The organism is Rhodococcus sp. JG-3 (assembly GCF_000482405.1).
Classification (GTDB): domain Bacteria; phylum Actinomycetota; class Actinomycetes; order Mycobacteriales; family Mycobacteriaceae; genus Rhodococcoides; species Rhodococcoides fascians.
Genome location: NZ_KI519398.1, coordinates 2,501,476 through 2,518,617, shown reverse-complemented (window position 1 = coordinate 2,518,617; position 17,142 = coordinate 2,501,476). Strand labels below are relative to the sequence as shown.

15 protein-coding genes are annotated in these 17,142 nt (G+C 65.9%); 3 read left to right on the top strand and 12 right to left on the bottom strand.

The window, feature by feature from the left end; all coding sequences use genetic code 11:
• Position 1 precedes the first annotated feature (1 nt).
• The 4 genes from guaA to guaB form a co-directional block, all read right to left on the bottom strand.
• Positions 2-1,591 carry a glutamine-hydrolyzing GMP synthase gene (gene guaA / locus K414_RS0113305; protein ID WP_032365606.1) on the bottom strand — a complete coding sequence of 530 codons (1,590 nt, stop codon included), beginning with the start codon at positions 1,589-1,591 and terminating at the stop codon, positions 2-4.
• Between the two features lie 50 nt (positions 1,592-1,641).
• Entirely contained in the window at positions 1,642-3,396 is a 1,755-nt protein-coding gene (locus K414_RS0113300; RefSeq protein WP_027496368.1) for a GMC family oxidoreductase, read from the bottom strand.
• Positions 3,397-3,587: 191 nt separating this feature from the next.
• The gene (locus tag K414_RS0113295) at positions 3,588-4,727 is read right to left on the bottom strand and encodes a GuaB3 family IMP dehydrogenase-related protein (RefSeq protein ID WP_027496367.1); all 1,140 of its coding nucleotides are present in this window, start codon (positions 4,725-4,727) and stop codon (positions 3,588-3,590) included.
• Between the two features lie 55 nt (positions 4,728-4,782).
• Positions 4,783-6,306: an IMP dehydrogenase gene (guaB, locus tag K414_RS0113290; RefSeq protein ID WP_027496366.1), complete on the bottom strand. Its 1,524-nt coding sequence runs from the start codon at positions 6,304-6,306 to the stop codon at positions 4,783-4,785.
• 300 nt (positions 6,307-6,606) lie between these two features.
• Here guaB and K414_RS0113280 point away from each other — a divergent pair, with 300 nt between their 5' ends.
• Positions 6,607-7,011 carry a DUF5319 domain-containing protein gene (locus K414_RS0113280; RefSeq protein ID WP_027496364.1) on the top strand — a complete coding sequence of 135 codons (405 nt, stop codon included), beginning with the start codon at positions 6,607-6,609 and terminating at the stop codon, positions 7,009-7,011.
• An 89-nt stretch (positions 7,012-7,100) separates the two neighbouring features.
• Here the strand turns inward: K414_RS0113280 and K414_RS26950 are convergent, their stop codons facing one another.
• The 3 genes from K414_RS26950 to K414_RS26945 all read right to left on the bottom strand — a co-directional run bounded on the left by K414_RS26950 (position 7,101) and on the right by K414_RS26945 (position 9,666).
• Positions 7,101-8,117 carry an anti-sigma-D factor RsdA gene (locus K414_RS26950; RefSeq protein WP_051365104.1) on the bottom strand — a complete coding sequence of 339 codons (1,017 nt, stop codon included), beginning with the start codon at positions 8,115-8,117 and terminating at the stop codon, positions 7,101-7,103.
• Positions 8,110-8,688: a sigma-70 family RNA polymerase sigma factor gene (locus K414_RS0113270; RefSeq protein WP_027496363.1), complete on the bottom strand. Its 579-nt coding sequence runs from the start codon at positions 8,686-8,688 to the stop codon at positions 8,110-8,112. Before K414_RS0113270 ends, K414_RS26950 begins: the two co-directional genes overlap by 8 nt.
• A gap of 135 nt (positions 8,689-8,823) precedes the next feature.
• Positions 8,824-9,666, bottom strand: a complete 843-nt coding sequence (locus tag K414_RS26945; RefSeq protein ID WP_152530426.1) for a hypothetical protein — start codon at positions 9,664-9,666, stop codon at positions 8,824-8,826.
• Between the two features lie 687 nt (positions 9,667-10,353).
• Here K414_RS26945 and K414_RS0113255 point away from each other — a divergent pair.
• Entirely contained in the window at positions 10,354-10,647 is a 294-nt protein-coding gene (locus K414_RS0113255) for a WhiB family transcriptional regulator (protein ID WP_027496361.1), read from the top strand.
• Between the two features lie 79 nt (positions 10,648-10,726).
• Here K414_RS0113255 and groL read toward each other — a convergent pair whose 3' ends face one another.
• On the bottom strand, positions 10,727-12,340 hold the full coding sequence (gene groL, locus K414_RS0113250) for a chaperonin GroEL (protein ID WP_027496360.1): 1,614 nt from the start codon (positions 12,338-12,340) through the stop codon (positions 10,727-10,729).
• A 98-nt stretch (positions 12,341-12,438) separates the two neighbouring features.
• Entirely contained in the window at positions 12,439-12,738 is a 300-nt protein-coding gene (gene groES, locus K414_RS0113245) for a co-chaperone GroES (protein WP_008718149.1), read from the bottom strand.
• Between the two features lie 522 nt (positions 12,739-13,260).
• Between groES and K414_RS26940 the strand changes: the two genes are divergently transcribed.
• Positions 13,261-14,946, top strand: coding sequence for an Hsp70 family protein (locus tag K414_RS26940; protein WP_051365102.1), 1,686 nt, complete (start codon positions 13,261-13,263; stop codon positions 14,944-14,946).
• Here the strand turns inward: K414_RS26940 and tsaD are convergent.
• Genes tsaD through tsaB form a run of 3 tightly spaced genes read right to left on the bottom strand, consistent with a single transcriptional unit; the run spans position 14,931 to position 17,124 of the window.
• Positions 14,931-15,968 carry a tRNA (adenosine(37)-N6)-threonylcarbamoyltransferase complex transferase subunit TsaD gene (tsaD, locus tag K414_RS0113235; protein WP_027496359.1) on the bottom strand — a complete coding sequence of 346 codons (1,038 nt, stop codon included), beginning with the start codon at positions 15,966-15,968 and terminating at the stop codon, positions 14,931-14,933. The genes K414_RS26940 and tsaD overlap by 16 nt on opposite strands.
• Entirely contained in the window at positions 15,965-16,453 is a 489-nt protein-coding gene (rimI, locus tag K414_RS0113230) for a ribosomal protein S18-alanine N-acetyltransferase (RefSeq protein ID WP_027496358.1), read from the bottom strand. The genes tsaD and rimI overlap by 4 nt, the downstream gene beginning before the upstream one ends.
• Positions 16,450-17,124: a tRNA (adenosine(37)-N6)-threonylcarbamoyltransferase complex dimerization subunit type 1 TsaB gene (gene tsaB, locus K414_RS0113225; protein ID WP_027496357.1), complete on the bottom strand. Its 675-nt coding sequence runs from the start codon at positions 17,122-17,124 to the stop codon at positions 16,450-16,452. Before tsaB ends, rimI begins: the two co-directional genes overlap by 4 nt.
• Between the last annotated feature and the right edge of the window lie 18 nt (positions 17,125-17,142).

Genomic DNA, 17,142 nt, shown 5'->3' with positions numbered 1-17,142 from the left:
GCTACTCCCACTCGATGGTGCCCGGCGGCTTGCTCGTGACGTCGAGTACGACTCGGTTGACCTCCGGAACCTCGTTGGTCACCCGAGTCGAAATCGTTTCCAGCACGTCGTACGGCAACCGGGTCCAGTCCGCGGTCATTGCATCCTCGCTCGACACCGGACGCAACACGATGGGGTGTCCGTAGGTCCGACCGTCACCCTGCACGCCGACGCTGCGCACGTCGGCCAACAGCACCACCGGGCACTGCCAGATCTGCTGATCCAGGCCTGCGACCGTAAGCTCTTCTCGAACAATGGAATCCGCGTGACGCAACGTGGCCAGTCGGTCTGCGGTGATCTCTCCGACGATGCGAATGGCCAGTCCCGGTCCCGGGAACGGCTGTCTGCCGACGATGTCCTCGGGCAGGCCCAGCTCGCGTCCGACGGCGCGCACCTCGTCCTTGAACAGCGCACGCAACGGCTCGACCAACGCGAACTGCAGGTCGTCGGGCAGACCGCCGACGTTGTGATGGCTCTTGATGTTCGCGGTACCCGAACCGCCACCGGACTCCACGACGTCCGGGTACAGGGTGCCCTGCACCAGGAACTCGACAGAATCACCGTGCTCGGCGTTCTCGCCCAGCACTTCGGCAACGGCACCCTCGAAACTGCGAATGAACTCGCGGCCGATGATCTTGCGCTTCTCCTCGGGGTCCGACACGCCTTCGAGCGCCCCGAGGAAGGTGTCGACGGCATCGACGGTGACGAGCTTGGCACCGGTCGCGGCTACGAAGTCCTGCTGCACCTGCTCGCGTTCGCCTGCGCGTAGCAAGCCGTGGTCGACGAAGACACAGGTGAGCCGATCACCGATCGCACGCTGCACCAAGGCCGCGGCCACCGCGGAATCGACACCACCGGACAGGCCGCAGATCGCCTTGCCCGTCGGACCGACCTGTTCCTGGACGGCGTCGACCAGCGCGTCGGCAATGTTGGCGGCGGTCCAGTCCGGCTTGATTCCGGCGGTCTCGTGCAGGAATCGGCTCAGGACCTGCTGTCCGTGTGGCGAGTGGAGTACCTCGGGGTGGTACTGCACACCCGCCATCCGCTTCTCTTCGTTCTCGAAGGCAGCAACCGGAGCCCCGGCACTGGTCGCGGTGACGGTGAAGCCGTCGGGAGCAGCGGTGACCGCGTCACCGTGACTCATCCAGACCGGCTGGGTGGAAGGCAGACCGTCGTGCAGGCGGCCGCCGTCGACGCTGAGCTGAGTACGCCCGTACTCACGCGTTCCGGTGTGCTCGACGGTTCCGCCGAGCGCCTGCGCCATGGCCTGGAAGCCGTAGCAGATACCGAATACCGGGACGCCCAGTTCGAGCAGAGCGGAGTCGAGTTCGGGTGCGCCCTCGGCGTAGACGCTGGACGGCCCACCGGACAGCACCAGAGCAACGGGATCCTTGGCGGCGATCTCCTCGGCGGTCGCGGTGTGCGAGATGACCTCGGAGTACACGCTGGCCTCGCGCACCCGGCGGGCGATCAGCTGTGCGTACTGGGCTCCGAAATCGACGACCAGAACCGGCCGTGCGTGTGCGGGATCGTGTGCAGAGGAGTCGGTCACCTGGTCAGTCTAGTGGGACGGCTTCGGTGTACTCGCAGCACCCGAATCGCTCACGCGACACCCGAATGTTCGACGGGCATGGCCGCCGAACCGGACCTGATCTGCACGATCGGCAGCCGCAGGCCGCCGGGTGCGTCGACGGGCACGACGGGCGAGTTCGGAGCGATCGGATCGAGTCGCTGGTAGGGCTGGCCCTGCGCCGGACGCAGGTCCGACTCGCCCTTGTTCGGCCACAGTGCAGCGGACCGCTCGGCCTGCGCGCTGATGGTCAGCGACGGGTTGACTCCGAGGTTGGCCGAGACTGCCGCACCGTCGACCACGCTGAGGGTCGGGTAGCCGTGGACGCGGTGGTACGGGTCGATGACGCCGTGCTGGGCGTCCTCTCCGATAGCGCACCCGCCGAGGAAGTGTGCGGTGAGCGGGATGTTGAACAGCTCGCCCCACGTCCCGCCCGCGACGCCGCCGATCTTCTTGGCAATTCGCCTGGTGGCGTCGTTGCCCTCGGGAATCCATGTCGGGTTGGGCTGTCCGTGTCCCTGGCGGCTCGAGATCTTGCGGCCGAAGGGGCCCCGCTTGGTGAACGTGGTGATCGAGTTGTCGAGGTTCTGCATCACCAGCGCGATGATGGTCCGCTCGCTCCAGTGCCGGACGTTGACGACGCGGACGAACTGGATCGGATGGGCGATGAGCGCGAAGACGAATTTGAGCCAGCGCGGGATCTTCCCTCCGCCGTCGGTCATCAACGTCTGCAGCATGCCCATCGCGTTGGAGCCCTTGCCGTAGCGGCACGGTTCGATGTGGGTGTTGGGGCTGGGGTGGAACGAGGACGTGATGGCGACGCCGCGCGTGAGATCCATGTTCGGATCGACCGCCAACTTCGCAGCTCCGACGATCGACTCCGAGTTGGTGCGGGTCAGCTCACCGAGAGTGTCCGACAACCGCGGCAACGTGCCCGTGTCCTTCATCTTGTGCAGGAGGTTCTGCGTGCCCCACGTGCCGGCTGCCAGCACGACATTGGCAGCGCTGTACGTCTTGCGACCCTTGCGCAAACGCGCCCCGGTGCGCTCGGTGTCGACGTCCCAGGTGCCGTCGGACCGAGGATTCAGGCCGGTGACCGTGGTCATCGGCACGATCTCGGCTCCGGCACGTTCGGCCAGCCCGAGGTAGTTCTTCAGCAGAGTGTTCTTGGCACCGTGGCGGCACCCGGTCATGCACTCGCCGCATTCGATGCATCCCGTGCGCTCGGGGCCGGCACCACCGAAGTACGGGTCCGGGACGGTCTTACCTGGTTCGTCTCCGAAGAACACGCCCACCGGTGTCTGAATGAACGTGTCGGCGACGCCCATGTCCTCGGCCACCGACTTCATCACCTCGTCGGCGGGGGTCATGTGCGGGTTGCGCACAACACCCAACATGCGGGTGGCCTGGTCGTAGAACGGAGAGAGCTCACTGCTCCAGTCGGTGATGTGCGCCCACTGCTTGTCCTCGAAGAACGGTGCCTGCGGCTTGTACAGCGTGTTCGCGTAGTTCAGCGATCCGCCGCCGACCCCTGCACCGGCGAGGATCAGGCAGTCGCGCAGCAGATGCACTCGCTGGATGCCGTAGAGACCCAGCTTGGGTGCCCACAGGAAGCGCTTGAGATCCCAGCTGTTCTTGGCGAAGTCCTTGTCCTCGAATCGCTGCCCGGCTTCCAGGATTCCGACGCGGTATCCCTTCTCCACCAGCCGAAGCGCGGTGACGCTTCCACCGAAGCCCGAACCGACGATGAGAACGTCGTAATCCGTTGCGCGTCCAGCTGAACCCATGGTGAAGACCTCCGCTACGTCCGTTACCTGTCGAACAGTATGCACATCGCTGTGTGACTACCGCCACAAGCGATTCTAGCTGTTACGGAAGGTATCACCAACCGAGGGTCGGCTTACCGGTGCCTGCCCGACGAACGACACAGGGCGCGCACCCGAAGATCGAGTGCGCGCCCTGTCGTATGGGGGTTCTGTCAGGCCCGAACGTTCAGGCCGACCTTCTGAAATTCCTTCAGATCGGAGTAGCCCGACTTCGCCATCGAGCGACGCAATCCGCCGACGAGGTTGATCGAGCCGTACGACTCACGCGACGGTCCGTGCAGCACCTGATCGAGGCTCGGACGCTCCCCCGCGGACATCGGCAGCAACGCGCCACGCGGCATCGACGGATGCGCCGCGGCGGACGGCCAGTACCAGCCGCCACCGGGAGCCTCGGCGGCCACGGCCAACGGCGCACCGAGCACTGCAGCATCCGCGCCGCAGGCGATGGCTTTCGCCAGTGCGCCGGACGTGGTGATGTCACCGTCGGCGATGACGTGCACGTAGCGTCCACCGGTCTCGTCCAGGTAGTCCCGACGTGCGGCCGCCGCGTCGGCGATCGCAGTGGCCATCGGAACACCGATGCCGAGCACCTCACCGGTGGTGGTGCCGCCTTCGACCGAGCCGTAGCCCACGATGACGCCGGCCGCACCCGTGCGCATCAGGTGCAACGCGGTCCGGTGATCGCTGACGCCGCCGGCGATGACGGGGACGTCGAGCTCTGCGATGAACGTCTTGAGGTTGAGCGGCTCGTCGTCGCCGTGCGCAACGTGCTCGGCGGAGATGATCGTGCCCTGGATGACCAGCAGATCCAGACCCGACGCGATCAGCGCAGGCGTCAGAGCACGGGCGTTCTGCGGGCTCACTCGTACAGCGACGGTGACGCCTGCATCCCGCACCTGGCCGACCGCGGCGGCCAGCAGATCGGGCTGCAACGGTGCCGCGTGCAGTTCCTGCAGGAACGCGATCGGCGCGTCGGGATCGAGATCGGTCTCGGCGATGTGGATCAACTGGTCGAGCTTGGCCTGCACGTCGGCGTGCCGCGCCCACAGCCCTTCGCCGTTGATCACCCCGAGCCCGCCTTGCTTACCGAGCTCGATGGCGAACGCAGGCGAGACCAACGCATCGGTCGGATGGGCGAGCACCGGGATGTCGAAGCGGTACGCGTCGAGCTGCCAGGCAGTCGAGACCTCCTTCGACGACCGAGTGCGCCGAGACGGCACGATATCGACGTCGTCCAGCTGGTAGGTGCGACGGGCTTCTCTGCCCATGCCGATTTCAACGAGGTCGCGCACGCGCGCACCTTTCTACTTCGAGAGCGAATCGTTCGGCCACCAGGGGCCGACGCGACTATCGGGTGGTGTAGTTCGGAGCCTCAGCGGTCATCGTGATGTCGTGCGGGTGGCTCTCCTTGAGACCGGCCGCGGTGATCTGCACGAACTGAGCCTGCTGCAGGTGCTCGATGGACGTCGACCCGGTGTAGCCCATAGCAGCGCGCAACCCACCGGTGAGCTGGTGGATGACCTGATTCAACGGACCCCGGTACGGGACGCGACCCTCGATACCCTCGGGAACCAGCTTGTCCTCGGCCAGCACATCGTCCTGGAAGTAGCGGTCCTTCGAGAACGACTTCGCTCCCCCGCGTCCCTGCATCGCACCGAGCGAGCCCATGCCGCGGTAGCTCTTGAACTGCTTGCCACCGACGAGGATCAGCTCGCCCGGAGACTCGGCGGTGCCGGCCAGCAACGATCCGAGCATCGCGGTCGACGCGCCGGCAGCGAGTGCTTTGGCGATGTCACCGGAGAACTGCATGCCGCCGTCGGCGATGACCGGCACACCGTGCGGCTTGCAGGCGGCCACGGCTTCGAGGATGGCGGTGATCTGCGGGGCCCCGACGCCGGCGACCACGCGGGTGGTGCAGATCGATCCGGGTCCGACGCCCACCTTCACCGCGTCTGCACCGGCCTCGACGAGAGCGAGTGCGCCCGCGCGGGTGGCGACGTTTCCACCCACGACCTGAACACGATCGCCCACCTCTGCCTTGAGCTTGCTGACCATCTCGAGGACCTGGGAATTATGGCCGTGCGCGGTGTCGACGATGATGACGTCGACACCGGCATCGGTCAGTGCCATCGACCTGGCCCACGCATCCTGCCCGACGCCCACTGCCGCGCCGACCAGCAGACGACCGTCACGGTCCTTGGTGGCGTCGGGGTGCTGCTCGGTCTTGACGAAGTCCTTCACCGTGATCAGGCCGGTGAGTGCGCCCTTGCCGTCGACGATCGGTAGCTTCTCGATCTTGTGGCGACGCAGTAGGCCGAGGGCCGCTTCGGCGGTGACCCCCTCCTGCGCGGTGATCAACGGAGCTTTCGTCATGACGTCGGCGACGCGACGGTTCTGATCCACCTCGAACCGCATGTCGCGGTTGGTGATGATGCCGACCAGCGCACCGGTCTCGTCGGTGACCGGGAGCCCCGAAATACGGAAGCGCGCGCACATCGCGTCGACCTCGGCCAGCGAGTCGGTGGGCTTGCAGGTGACCGGATCGGTGACCATACCGGCCTCCGAGCGCTTGACGGTCTCGACCTGAGACGCCTGATCGTGCAGCGAGAGATTGCGGTGCAGCACACCCATGCCGCCTGCACGTGCCATCGCAATGGCCATCCGCGCTTCGGTGACGGTATCCATCGCAGAACTGACCAGCGGAACTCGTAATCTGATCTCACGGGTGATCTGACTGGACGTGTCCACGGCGCTGGGGATCAGATCCGAAGCGGCCGGCAGCAGCAGGACGTCGTCGAACGTGAGGCCGAGCATCGCGACCTTGTTGGGATCGTCGCCGCCTGTGCGGACGTGGGCTCCGGGACTACTCATACGAATCTGGCCCTCCCTAGAGCCTGGTTGCATCGTGGGCGCGGCATGCGGCCGGTGAGAGCTCGCAGGCGCACCGCGGTGCGGTGTTGGAGAACGGATGGAGTTTCGGCACTTGCACTCATCTGTTCAGCGCCGTGAACCATGGTATCGGCCTGCGGCACAATCAGTGCGCACGCCTCCCGCTGCGGACGCTCGGAGGCACCGAATCGCAGACCGTACGGGGGTCGGCGGTACGGATCGTCCGGCATGTCGCGGTCGAACGGCTGGCGCAGACCCACCAGTTCTGCGTACCGTGGAGGCGTGCGCGATCAACTGCCTCCCGGTCTACCCCCGGATCCGTTCGCCGGAGACCCAGCCGACCCGTCGGCCGCCCTCGATGCAATCGAGCCCGGCCAGCCTCTCGATCCCCAAGAACGACTGGCCGTGGAAGAGGACCTGGCTGACCTCGCTGTCTACGAGGCACTCCTGGGCCACCGCGGTATTCGTGGACTCGTCGTGTGCTGCGAGGACTGCCAGCAGGACCACTACCACGACTGGGACATGCTGCGAGCCAATCTGTTGCAGCTCCTGGTCGACGGCACCGTGCGTCCGCACGAGCCGGCCTACGACCCGGTGCCCGACGCGTACGTCACCTGGGACTACTGCCGCGGTTTCGCCGATGCATCCATGAACGACGCTCTGCACGGAGACGGTTTCGAGAGCTGAGACCCCAGACAAACGAAGAAGCCCGACACGATCATCGTGTCGGGCTTCTTCGTTGTTCACGGTCTGCGTCGTCGAACAGGGCCTGTCGCTCAGCTTCCGCCGGACGGAACCGACATGCGGTCGCCGTTCTCGGGCGAACTGCCACTGGCAGTGGCCGTCGGCTGATTCGGGTTGTCGAGCACCGTCGGCGTGACGTCGGTGGTCGTCGGACTCGGACTCGTGGTGACGGGCGGGCTGACCGGTGTCGTCGTTTCCGGATTCGGCGTGCTCGGAACCGCGGTGGATTCCGGTGCAACCGTCTCCACCGGAGCCGTCGGAACCAGGGTTGCTTGGCTGGGCACCGACAACGGGGCTGCCGGGGCCACACCCATCGGAGGTACCACGGGCGGCACCGTCATGGCCTGCAACTCCTGCAGCAAACGGGCCAGCCACTGGTCGAGTTCGGCTCGCTGAGCATCGTCGATGACCGCGGAACTGCGGTTCGATGCGTTGTCGAGAAGAGCGCGGGCAGCGTCGGCATCGCCGGACGACAGAAGGTTCTCCGCCTCCTGCAGCTTCGATGTCGTATCTATCTGCGCGACAGTCGAATCGGCCTGCTCGGAGAACACGACCGACTTGACGCTCCACAGCGGATCCTCGGGCGTCGAGTTGTACGAGATGACCACCAGACCGCCCAACACGACTGCGATCGCGGCGGCGGCACCGGCGAGCGGACGCAACAGACGCATCCGGCCCCCGCGGTTCGCCGCGCTGGATCGAGCCATGTCGGCTGCCACCTTCTCTCGCTCGACGGCCGCAACAACGGTGTCGAGAGAAGGACCGGCCGGCATGGACGGTGTGATCACGTCCGCTCGCCAATTGGCGAGCAGGAGCGCGAGTTGGTAATCGTCCGCATCATCGGTTGCGATCGGTCCGTCACCACTGATCGCGTCGATGAAGGCATCGTCACGACGAACGGCGACGAGGTCCACCGGACCACCGTCTGCGCCGATGTCGGCATAGGGATCGTTCTGCTTCGGTCCAGTGGGTGTCACGTGCTCTCCGATACGCGAGATTCCGCGACGCGGGGTCTCACCGGGGCCACCGTGACCATTGTCCCTAGCCATACATTTCACCTGCTCTCACAACTTCGTTCTTCAGTTTTGCGATAGCTCGGTGCTGAGCCACGCGGATAGCGCCTGCAGTGCTGCCGACCGCAGCTGCCGTCTCCTCGGCCGACAATCCGACGATGAGTCGGAGCACCAGAATCTCGCGGTGCTTGGCGGGCAAGGTGTCCAGTAGTGCAGTCATCTGACGACTCGACTCGGATTCCAGAGCTCGCTGCTCCGGACCGTGTTCTGTCGACACGACATCTGGTACTTCGGCGGCCGGGTCCGATTTGTTACGCGAGGCACTGCGATGAGCATCTGCGACCTTGTGCGCCGCGATGCCGTACACGAATGCCATGAACGGACGACCTTGATCCTGGTAACGCGGCAAGGCGGTCATGACTGCCAAACAGACCTCCTGCGCCACGTCGTCGGCCGAAAGCTGACCACGCTCAGCCGAACCGACTCGAGCCCGGCAATACCGGACGACGAGTGGTCGGATGAATTCCAAGACCCGGGACAGAGCCAGTCGATCGCCTTGCGCTGCGGCAACGACGAAAGAGTCCAACTCCTCACCCGCACTGTTCATCGTCGACAAATTTCCCCGCGTTACAGGTACGCACCCGCCTGGGAGCGCTTCCACGTGGTGGTGGAACGAACCAAGGATAGCGATACCGACGGCCCACAATCGAACCGCTCGGTCCGTGTGCGGCTACGGTCCAGGTCAACCGACCGCGGATCCACCCAGTCGTTCGAGTGCGGCTCCCAGGTCGCGCGCCGGAACCATATTCGGATCCGCTCCCCCGGTTCCTTCGCACAGCATCGTCGCGGCCCAGCGCAGGGGCAGTAAACCGTGCATCGCCGCAGCGCAGGCCACGTCGACGGCTCCTGCACGTGCGCGCTCGGTCGCACCGGCGCAGCTCAGGGCAGCGGCCATCACCAGATCGGTTTTGATGCGATGCCGTAACGAATCGGTGTCGTCGGCAAGTGCGCGAGCAGACTCGGCGTGTCGGAGCGCTCCCGAGCCGTCCCCACGCATCATTGCCAGCTCGGCTGCCACCCAGTGCGCGCGCAGCGCCGGACGCCACAGATCCGACCCGCCACGCACCGAGAGCAGCTCTGCGTTGCGCGCCAGGAACGCATCCGCGAACCCGAATCGGCCGGTCCCCAGTGCATCCGCCGCCAATCCGACCAGCGCATCACTGCGCGCCTCCACCGCGTCCGTCGTTCGCGCCTCGCCGGTGAGCCCGATCAGGAACACCGCCCTCCCGTCGAACCCGCGGGCGAGCCGGTGCCGACCGACCTGGCGTAGCCATGACGCCCTGGTCGACTCGTACAGGGACTCGAGCGCCTGCGACGTCGGCCGGAACCGCCGGAGCTCGACCCGGGCGGCGTTGTACCGACCCTGGCCGGCCAGTGCGACGCCGCGGCACCAACTCTGCCGCGCATCGGTGGCCGCCGGAAGGTCGGTTCGACCGGGGTCTGCTCCGAACGCCGCCTTTTTCAGCTCGAGCCCGATGCAGTCGGACTCTCCGGTGACGGGCGAGGACTTCGAAACCAAGTGCACGACGTCAGGGTATGGCCACAGCCGGACCGCAGGCACGCGAGTCGGCCGACCGAGAACGCCGGACACCGCAACGCACGAATGCGAATGTCGCGCCGGATAGCTGTCGCATTCACGACGACCTTTCGGGACGCCGCTGCAGTTTTCACAGAATTAACAATGTGAATAGGTGTTGTTTCGGAAACAGTTGTCTGAACGCTGTGTGGCGAATGGGTTAAACGGCGGGTCGTTTATCGGAGCCGGACAAGAATGCGTCGGGCACATTCGACACCGCCGATCGGAATCGTTCGGCAACAACGACCGACTCCTCGCTCGATCCGCTCGGCCGCTCGTGCGTCGAGGCCGAACCCGGCCCGCCACTGCTCGACGCTCTGCGACAACACCTTCGAGCTGCAGGTCTTCGAGAAACGCGCGGTGGAATTCGGAGCGACACCGGCTCGCGCCGACACGTCACCGTCGATCCTGCGCCGCGTCGTGCCATGAGCATCGTCTCCCGACTCGGCCGATTTCTCAACCGGAAGCGCACACATGCGAGCGGCTCGAAGTAAATATCGAGCGTGTTAATTCTTCGCCCTCCCGCTATGCATTTGCCCACGATCGAGCTCTATTGACTCGATTTCGTCGACCCACATAACGTTGTCGCTGTTCGGATCACGAATCCGTCGAAGCCACACCACCCTAGGAGTTTCCATGCCGCAGCCGAATCACCTCCCTGGGCCGAACGCCGATATTTGGGATTGGCAGATGCACGGCCTGTGCCGTGGCGTCGACTCGTCCATGTTCTTCCACCCCGACGGCGAGCGGGGTCGGGCGCGAGCACAGCGAGAGATGCGCGCCAAAGAGATGTGCCGCAGCTGTCCGGTACTCGCTCAGTGCCGCACCCACGCACTCAACGTCAGCGAGCCGTACGGCATCTGGGGAGGGATGTCCGAGACGGAGCGCGAATTGCACGCCCGGCACAACCGCCGCCGCATCGCGGTCTGAGCACACGACATTCACAGCTGCACACACGACGAAGCCCCCAACCCGTTCGGGTTGGGGGCTTCGTCGTACTACCCGAAAATCAGTGAGCGTGTCCGTGGCCGGTTGCGGCCTCGGACTCTTCTTCGGGCTTCTCGACGATGGAGCTCTCCGTCGTCAGGATCATGCGCGCGACGGATGCGGCGTTGACCACGGCAGATCGGGTCACCTTCACCGGATCCACCACACCGTCGGCCAACAGGTCGCCGTACGTCAGGGTCGCAGCGTTGAAACCGTGGCCCTTCGGCAACTCGGCCACCTTGCTGACGACGACGGAACCGTCGATGCCGGCGTTGGTGGCGATCCAGAACAGCGGTGCGTTCAGTGCAGTGCGCACCACTGCGACGCCGGTGGCTTCGTCACCGGTGAGGCCGAGATCGTCGGCCAGCGACAACGCGGCCTGAGTCAGAGCGGAGCCACCGCCGGGAACGATGCCTTCTTCCACTGCAGCCTTGGCCGCTGCAACTGCATCGTCGACGCGGAACTTGCGCTCCTTGAGCTCGGTCTCGGTTGCGGCACCGACCTTGATGACGGCGATGCCTCCGGAGAGCTTCGCGAGCCGCTCTTCGAGCTTTTCACGATCCCACTCGGAGTCGGTGTTCTCGATCTCGCGACGAAGCTGGCCGACGCGGGCATCGATGTCGTCCTGCGAGCCGGCACCGTCGACGATGGTCGTCTCGTCCTTGGTGACGACGACGCGACGCGCCCGGCCGAGCAGCTCGAGGCCGGCTTCCTTCAGGCTCAGGCCGACATCTGCAGTGATGACCTGGCCTGCGGTGACGACTGCGAGGTCGTCGAGGAACGCCTTGCGACGGTCGCCGAAGAACGGAGCCTTGACGGCAACGGCCTTGATCGTCTTGCGGATGGAGTTCACGACCAGAGTCGACAGAACCTCACCCTCGGTGTCCTCGGCGATGATCAGCAACGGCTTGCCGCTCTCGGCAACCTTCTCCAACAGCGGAAGGAAGTCGGGAAGCGAGGTGATCTTCTCGCGGTAGAGCAGGACGTAGGCGTCCTCGAGCACAGCTTCCTGCGTGTCGACGTCGGTGACGAAGTACGGCGAGAGGTAGCCCTTGTCGAACTGGACGCCCTCGGTGACCGACAGCTCGGTGAGCAGAGTCGAGGACTCCTCGACGGTGACGACGCCGTCTGCACCGACGCGAGTGAGCGCCTCACCGACGAGTTCGCCGATCTCGGGGTCCCGCGAGGACACGGTGGCAACCTGAGCGATGGCCTGCTTGCCCTCGACCGGGGTGGCGGCGGCGAGAAGTGCCTCGGCAACCTTGTCCGCTGCCTTGGAGATACCGGTGCCCAGCGCGATGGGGTTGGCTCCGGCGGCGATGTTCTTCAGTCCGCCGCGGACGAGAGCCTGTGCGAGAACGGTCGCCGTGGTGGTGCCGTCGCCTGCGACGTCGTTCGTCTTGGTGGCGACGCTCTTGACCAACTGGGCGCCGAGATTCTCGAACGGATCTTCCAGGTCGATTTCACGAGCGATCGACACACCGTCGTTGGTGACCGTGGGGCCACCGAAGGCCTTGGAGAGGACGACGTGGCGACCACGCGGTCCGAGAGTGACCTTGACTGCGTCGGCGAGCTTGTCGACGCCGCGCTCGAGAGAGCGGCGCGCTTCCTCGTTGAATTGGATTTGCTTTGCCATGTTTCGGTGTTACTCCTTCGAGTAAAGAAACTCGATCGAACGCACTCCGCCCCGGGACCGACACTGAAATCGGATTCCGGGGCGGGATGCGTTGTGGCCTACTTGGCGATGACTGCCAGCACGTCGCGTGCCGACAGAATCAGGTACTCCTCGCCGGCGTACTTGATCTCGGTGCCGCCGTACTTGCTGTAGATGACGGTGTCACCTTCTTTGACGTCGACCGGGATTCGGTTGCCCTTCTCGGTGACACGGCCTTCGCCAACGGCGACGACGGTGCCCTCCTGGGGCTTCTCCTTGGCTGTGTCGGGGATGACCAGACCGGAGGCGGTCGTCGTCTCGGCCTCGTTGGCCTGGACGAGGATCTTGTCCTCGAGCGGCTTGATTTTCACGCTCGCCACGTTGAGCCCTCCAAAGTTATGGGGTACGCGTCCGGGGTCGGATCCCCGGACAGCTGTGTGTAAGTACTTCTCGTGCGGTCCTGACAAACTCAGCACGAAACTCGGTCCCGTCGTCGCGGGTGCCGGGACTTCGCTCGGTGCCAACTAGCACTCTATACACGAGAGTGCCAGCACTCAAGGGCTGGGTTCGCCAGGCTTGCGTTCGGGCGACCGACTCGGCCGGATCGCACTTCCACCCGACCCGCACCGGTCGCCTCGGCACGCGACACGGGGATTTCCACACTTTTTTCTCGACGCCACGACACTGCCGAAGGCGCAGGTGAGGCCGCACCCGAGCCTACGAAGTAACCGACCGAGCAGATTATTACGGTCGCGCAACGGGATCGGTAACGTTACGATAACGGAGCTGTCCGAACGATAACGATCGACAGCCGTGCCACGACTCGACAGATAAGAGGCACTGCACGACATCGGCGGGAACCGAACGGTTCCCGCACACGGACAACGGGGCGGAGGTACACCATGCGGGTAGGAGTCGGTGTATCCACCGGATCCGAGGGCGTGTGCGCAGCCCTGGTCACCGTCGAATCCGACGGCAGCCACGCAGTCGAATACCGCACCGTCTCCGCGGACCGCCAGGCGAAGATCGATGTCGGTGATCTCGTGACGTCCGCGGTCGAGCTGATGGCGTCCCTCGTTCCCGGCGACCGGCAGCCCGATTCCATCGCAGTCACCTTCCGAACCGAAGAACATGCGGCGCGCATCCGCGCTGCACTCGCACACACCACGCGAGACGTTCGGCTCGTTCCGGAAGCCGCCGCCGCGTCGGCACATCTGGCCACCACCGGTCTGGTCGACGGGTACGACACCATCGCCCTGGTGGACCTGGGAGCCAGTGGACTGTCGGTGACCGTGGCCCGCCGTACCGACGGTGTCGTTCTGTCCTACGGCCGATCCGAGGCCATCGGCGGCGTCGTTCTCGACGCACTGGTCAAGGACCTCGTTCAGAACATGACGCTCGACAATCTGCGAGACGACATTCGCGACGACCGCGGAATCGGATCGGCGCGGTACCGGGCGATCAAAGAACTGCTCTCACACGAGAACGAAGCACGCATCGAGCGATACAGCGGTGTACCGCTCACCGTGAGCCGCGCTGCATTCGAGACCGCTGCATCGCCCCTCTTCGACGAGGCAGCGCAGTTCGTGCGCAGCGTGTTCGACGAAAGCACCCACGAACCCGAGGCCATCGTGCTGATCGGCGGCGGTGCCCACATCCCGCTGCTGGCCACGTCTCTGACCGACACGTTCCATGCACGCATCGTTCGTCTCCCCGAGCCGGATGCCGTGCTCGCTGTGGGCGCGGCCGTCGTCGCCGCATCAGTGACCGACAACGATTACCCCCTGGTCTCGGCCGCACGCCGGACTGCGGGCCGGATGGGTCGCTACTCGGGTGCGATCGCGGCGGCCGTCGTCGCAGGCGGGCTGGTCCTCGCCTACGGGCTGCAGACGATGACCCCGGCAGACGACCCCAGCGTGTCCCCTGCCGGTAGCGCCACCGAACCCGTCGCAGCCGGGGACGCAGGACGACCCGCAGCCGAGGGCTACTCGCCGAGCGATACGCCGACTTCGACCCGTTACTCGGCTGACCCGATCGGCCCCGCAGCGACCACAGCCAATTCCTCGCGTCCGACGTCCCGACTCCCCGCGTCCTCCGCACCGACCACCACGCCGACGCTGCGACCTGCTCCCGACCTCCCGCGGATCGACTGGCCCATGGATCCGGCACCGGAGTCGTCGTCGCCCGACGCGGGCACCAGCGTCACCGTCGAGCCGTCGACGCCGGTCTCGCCCGAGCCCACGACGACGCCCCCGCCGACCACCAGCTCGCCCGTCGAGCCGACCCCGGCCCCGGGTGAGACTTCCGAACCCACCACGCCGTCCGGCCCGATCGAGCTCAGTCCAGGACCGACACCTCGGCCCTCGGCAGGGTCGGTTCCGGAAAGCTCGGAAGTCCCGACCGGATCGATCACCGTTCCCACGACGGTCGTCCGTGGCTCGGATTCCACTCCGGAATTGACCGCTCCGCCGACGGTCTGGTCACCACCACCTGCTGTATCCGGTCAGAGCGTCGAACCCCGGACGTCACCGGACACGGCAGCGCCGCGAACCTCCGAGCCCCCTCAGGACGCTCAGCCGGGAACCTGACTGGTCGCGACCGACAGGCCGGGGTCCGTCACCGCTGTCAGAGCCGACGGTGCCGCGCCCCCGGCAACCAGGTGAGCACCGAGGGCGGCAATCATGACACCGTTGTCGGTACACAGCCGCGGCTTCGGAATTCGCAGCGTCAAACCCTGTTGCGCGCACCGTGATTCGATCAACGAGCGAATCCGCGAGTTGGCCGTTGCACCTCCACCGAGAACGACGGTATCGACGTTCACGTCGGTCGCGGCGCGAACCGCCTTCATCGTCAACACATCCGCAACGGACTCCTGGAACGACGCCGCGATGTCTGCGACCGGAATCGGATCTCCGGCCCGCTGACGGGCCTCGACGAAGCGGGCGACGGCCGTCTTGACCCCCGAGAACGAGAAGTCGTAGCGAGCGTCCCGTGGGCCGGTCATTCCGCGGGGAAAAGCAATCGCAGTCGGATCGCCTTCGCGCGCCGCATCGTCGAGCGCCGGACCGCCCGGGTAGCCCAGACCGAGCAGGCGGGCCACCTTGTCGAACGCCTCACCGGCCGCGTCGTCGACAGTGGTACCCAGCTCCGCGATGGGCTTGGACAGATGGTCGACGTGCAACAGATGAGTATGTCCACCGGAGACCAGAAGTGCCACGCACGACGGCATCGGACCGTGCTCGAGGGTGTCGACCGCGACGTGGCCGCCCAGATGATTGACGGCGTAGAAGGGGACGTCCCACGCCGCTGCATAGGCCTTGGCAGCGGCAACTCCGACCAGCAAGGCACCGGCCAGTCCCGGTCCGATGGTCACTGCGACCGCGTCGGGACGATCGATGTCGGCGGCGGCGAGAGCGCGGCGCATCGTCGGAACCATGGCCTCGAGGTGGGCCCTCGACGCCACCTCGGGCACCACTCCGCCGTACCGGGCGTGCTCGTCGACACTGGATGCCACCTCGTCGGCCAGCAACTCGCACAAACCCGAGTCACGCCAGCGGACGATGCCGACTCCTGTTTCGTCGCAAGAGCTTTCGATACCCATGACGATCATCGGGCAGCCTCCGTCTTCTCCGGCCGACGCATGGTGAACGCATCGGCTCCGCTGGGCTGGTAGTACTTCGCCCTGGTACCCACGATCTCGAAGCCCTCACGTCGGTACAACTCGATGGCCGGGTCGTTGTCGGTGCGCACCTCGAGAAACACCGGCCCACCGTGATCGTCGGCGACGCGCAACAATTCGCTCAACAGTCGTCCGCCGATCCCCCGGCGATGGTGCGCGGGATCGACACCGATGGTGTGCACCTCGGCCTCACCGGCGACGAATGCGCCGCGGCTCGGTTGCCCCAGCAGAGAGATTCCCGCGTAACCGACGATCTCGCCGGCCTCCTTCGCCGTGACGTAATGATTGTGCGGCGCAGCCAGTTCCGCCACGAATGCGTCTGCCGACCACGGGTCGTCACCCTCGAAGAGAACCGTCTCGAGATACGCGCATCGTGCGCAGTCGTGCACCGTCATCGGTTCGATCGTCACCGTCATGGCGCGGCCTTCTCCGCAGCCCGTTCGGCGAGTGTCTTCGCGTCCGGGCGCCGCAGATAGAGCGGAACGAGCGGTCCCGGTTCAGTCCCGCTGCCGATGTCGGTGGCAGCCACCCGGACCAGACCTGCCGGGGACGGGGCCTGCACGTCACGCACCGGCAACCCGAACAGTGCGGCATGCGGCGCGGAACCGGCGACAGCGTCGACGCCTCCGTGCTCCAGTTCGGCCGGAGCGATCACGTCGGGGCCCGCTACCCGAACCCCGGCTTCGTAACGTGCCCAATAGATTTCACGACGACGTGCGTCCGTGACCACCAACAGCGATCCGGATTCGTCGACGTCAGCCGCGATCGCGTCGAGACTGCAGACACCGTGGACCGGCAGTCCGAGCGCATCACCGAATGCAGCCGCGGTCGCCATCCCCACCCGCAGGCCGGTGTACGGACCGGGGCCCACCCCCACGACGACGGCCGCGAGATCGGCAGCCACGATGCCGGCCTCGGCCAGGCACTCGAGGATGTGAGGAGTCAGAACCTCGGCGTGCGATCGCGCATCGACCTTGATGCGGGTGGCGACGGTGGTGACATCGGCCCCGTCGGCAGCGGAGTCGGACAACCGCACCACACCTGCGGTGACGGCAGGGGTCGAGGTGTCCACGGCAAGTACGAGCACGAGGATCAAGGCTACCCG

Coding starts and splice junctions, on each gene's coding strand:
- groL (WP_027496360.1), bottom strand. CDS start 12,340: ATGGCAAAGCAAATCCAATTCAACGAGGAAGCGCGCCGCTCTCTCGAG.
- rimI (WP_027496358.1), bottom strand. CDS start 16,453: ATGACGGTGACGATCGAACCGATGACGGTGCACGACTGCGCACGATGC.
- K414_RS0113300 (WP_027496368.1), bottom strand. CDS start 3,396: ATGGGTTCAGCTGGACGCGCAACGGATTACGACGTTCTCATCGTCGGT.
- K414_RS26950 (WP_051365104.1), bottom strand. CDS start 8,117: ATGGCTAGGGACAATGGTCACGGTGGCCCCGGTGAGACCCCGCGTCGC.
- K414_RS0113255 (WP_027496361.1), top strand. CDS start 10,354: ATGCCGCAGCCGAATCACCTCCCTGGGCCGAACGCCGATATTTGGGAT.
- guaB (WP_027496366.1), bottom strand. CDS start 6,306: ATGAGTAGTCCCGGAGCCCACGTCCGCACAGGCGGCGACGATCCCAAC.
- K414_RS0113270 (WP_027496363.1), bottom strand. CDS start 8,688: ATGAACAGTGCGGGTGAGGAGTTGGACTCTTTCGTCGTTGCCGCAGCG.
- tsaD (WP_027496359.1), bottom strand. CDS start 15,968: ATGATCGTCATGGGTATCGAAAGCTCTTGCGACGAAACAGGAGTCGGC.
- K414_RS26940 (WP_051365102.1), top strand. CDS start 13,261: ATGCGGGTAGGAGTCGGTGTATCCACCGGATCCGAGGGCGTGTGCGCA.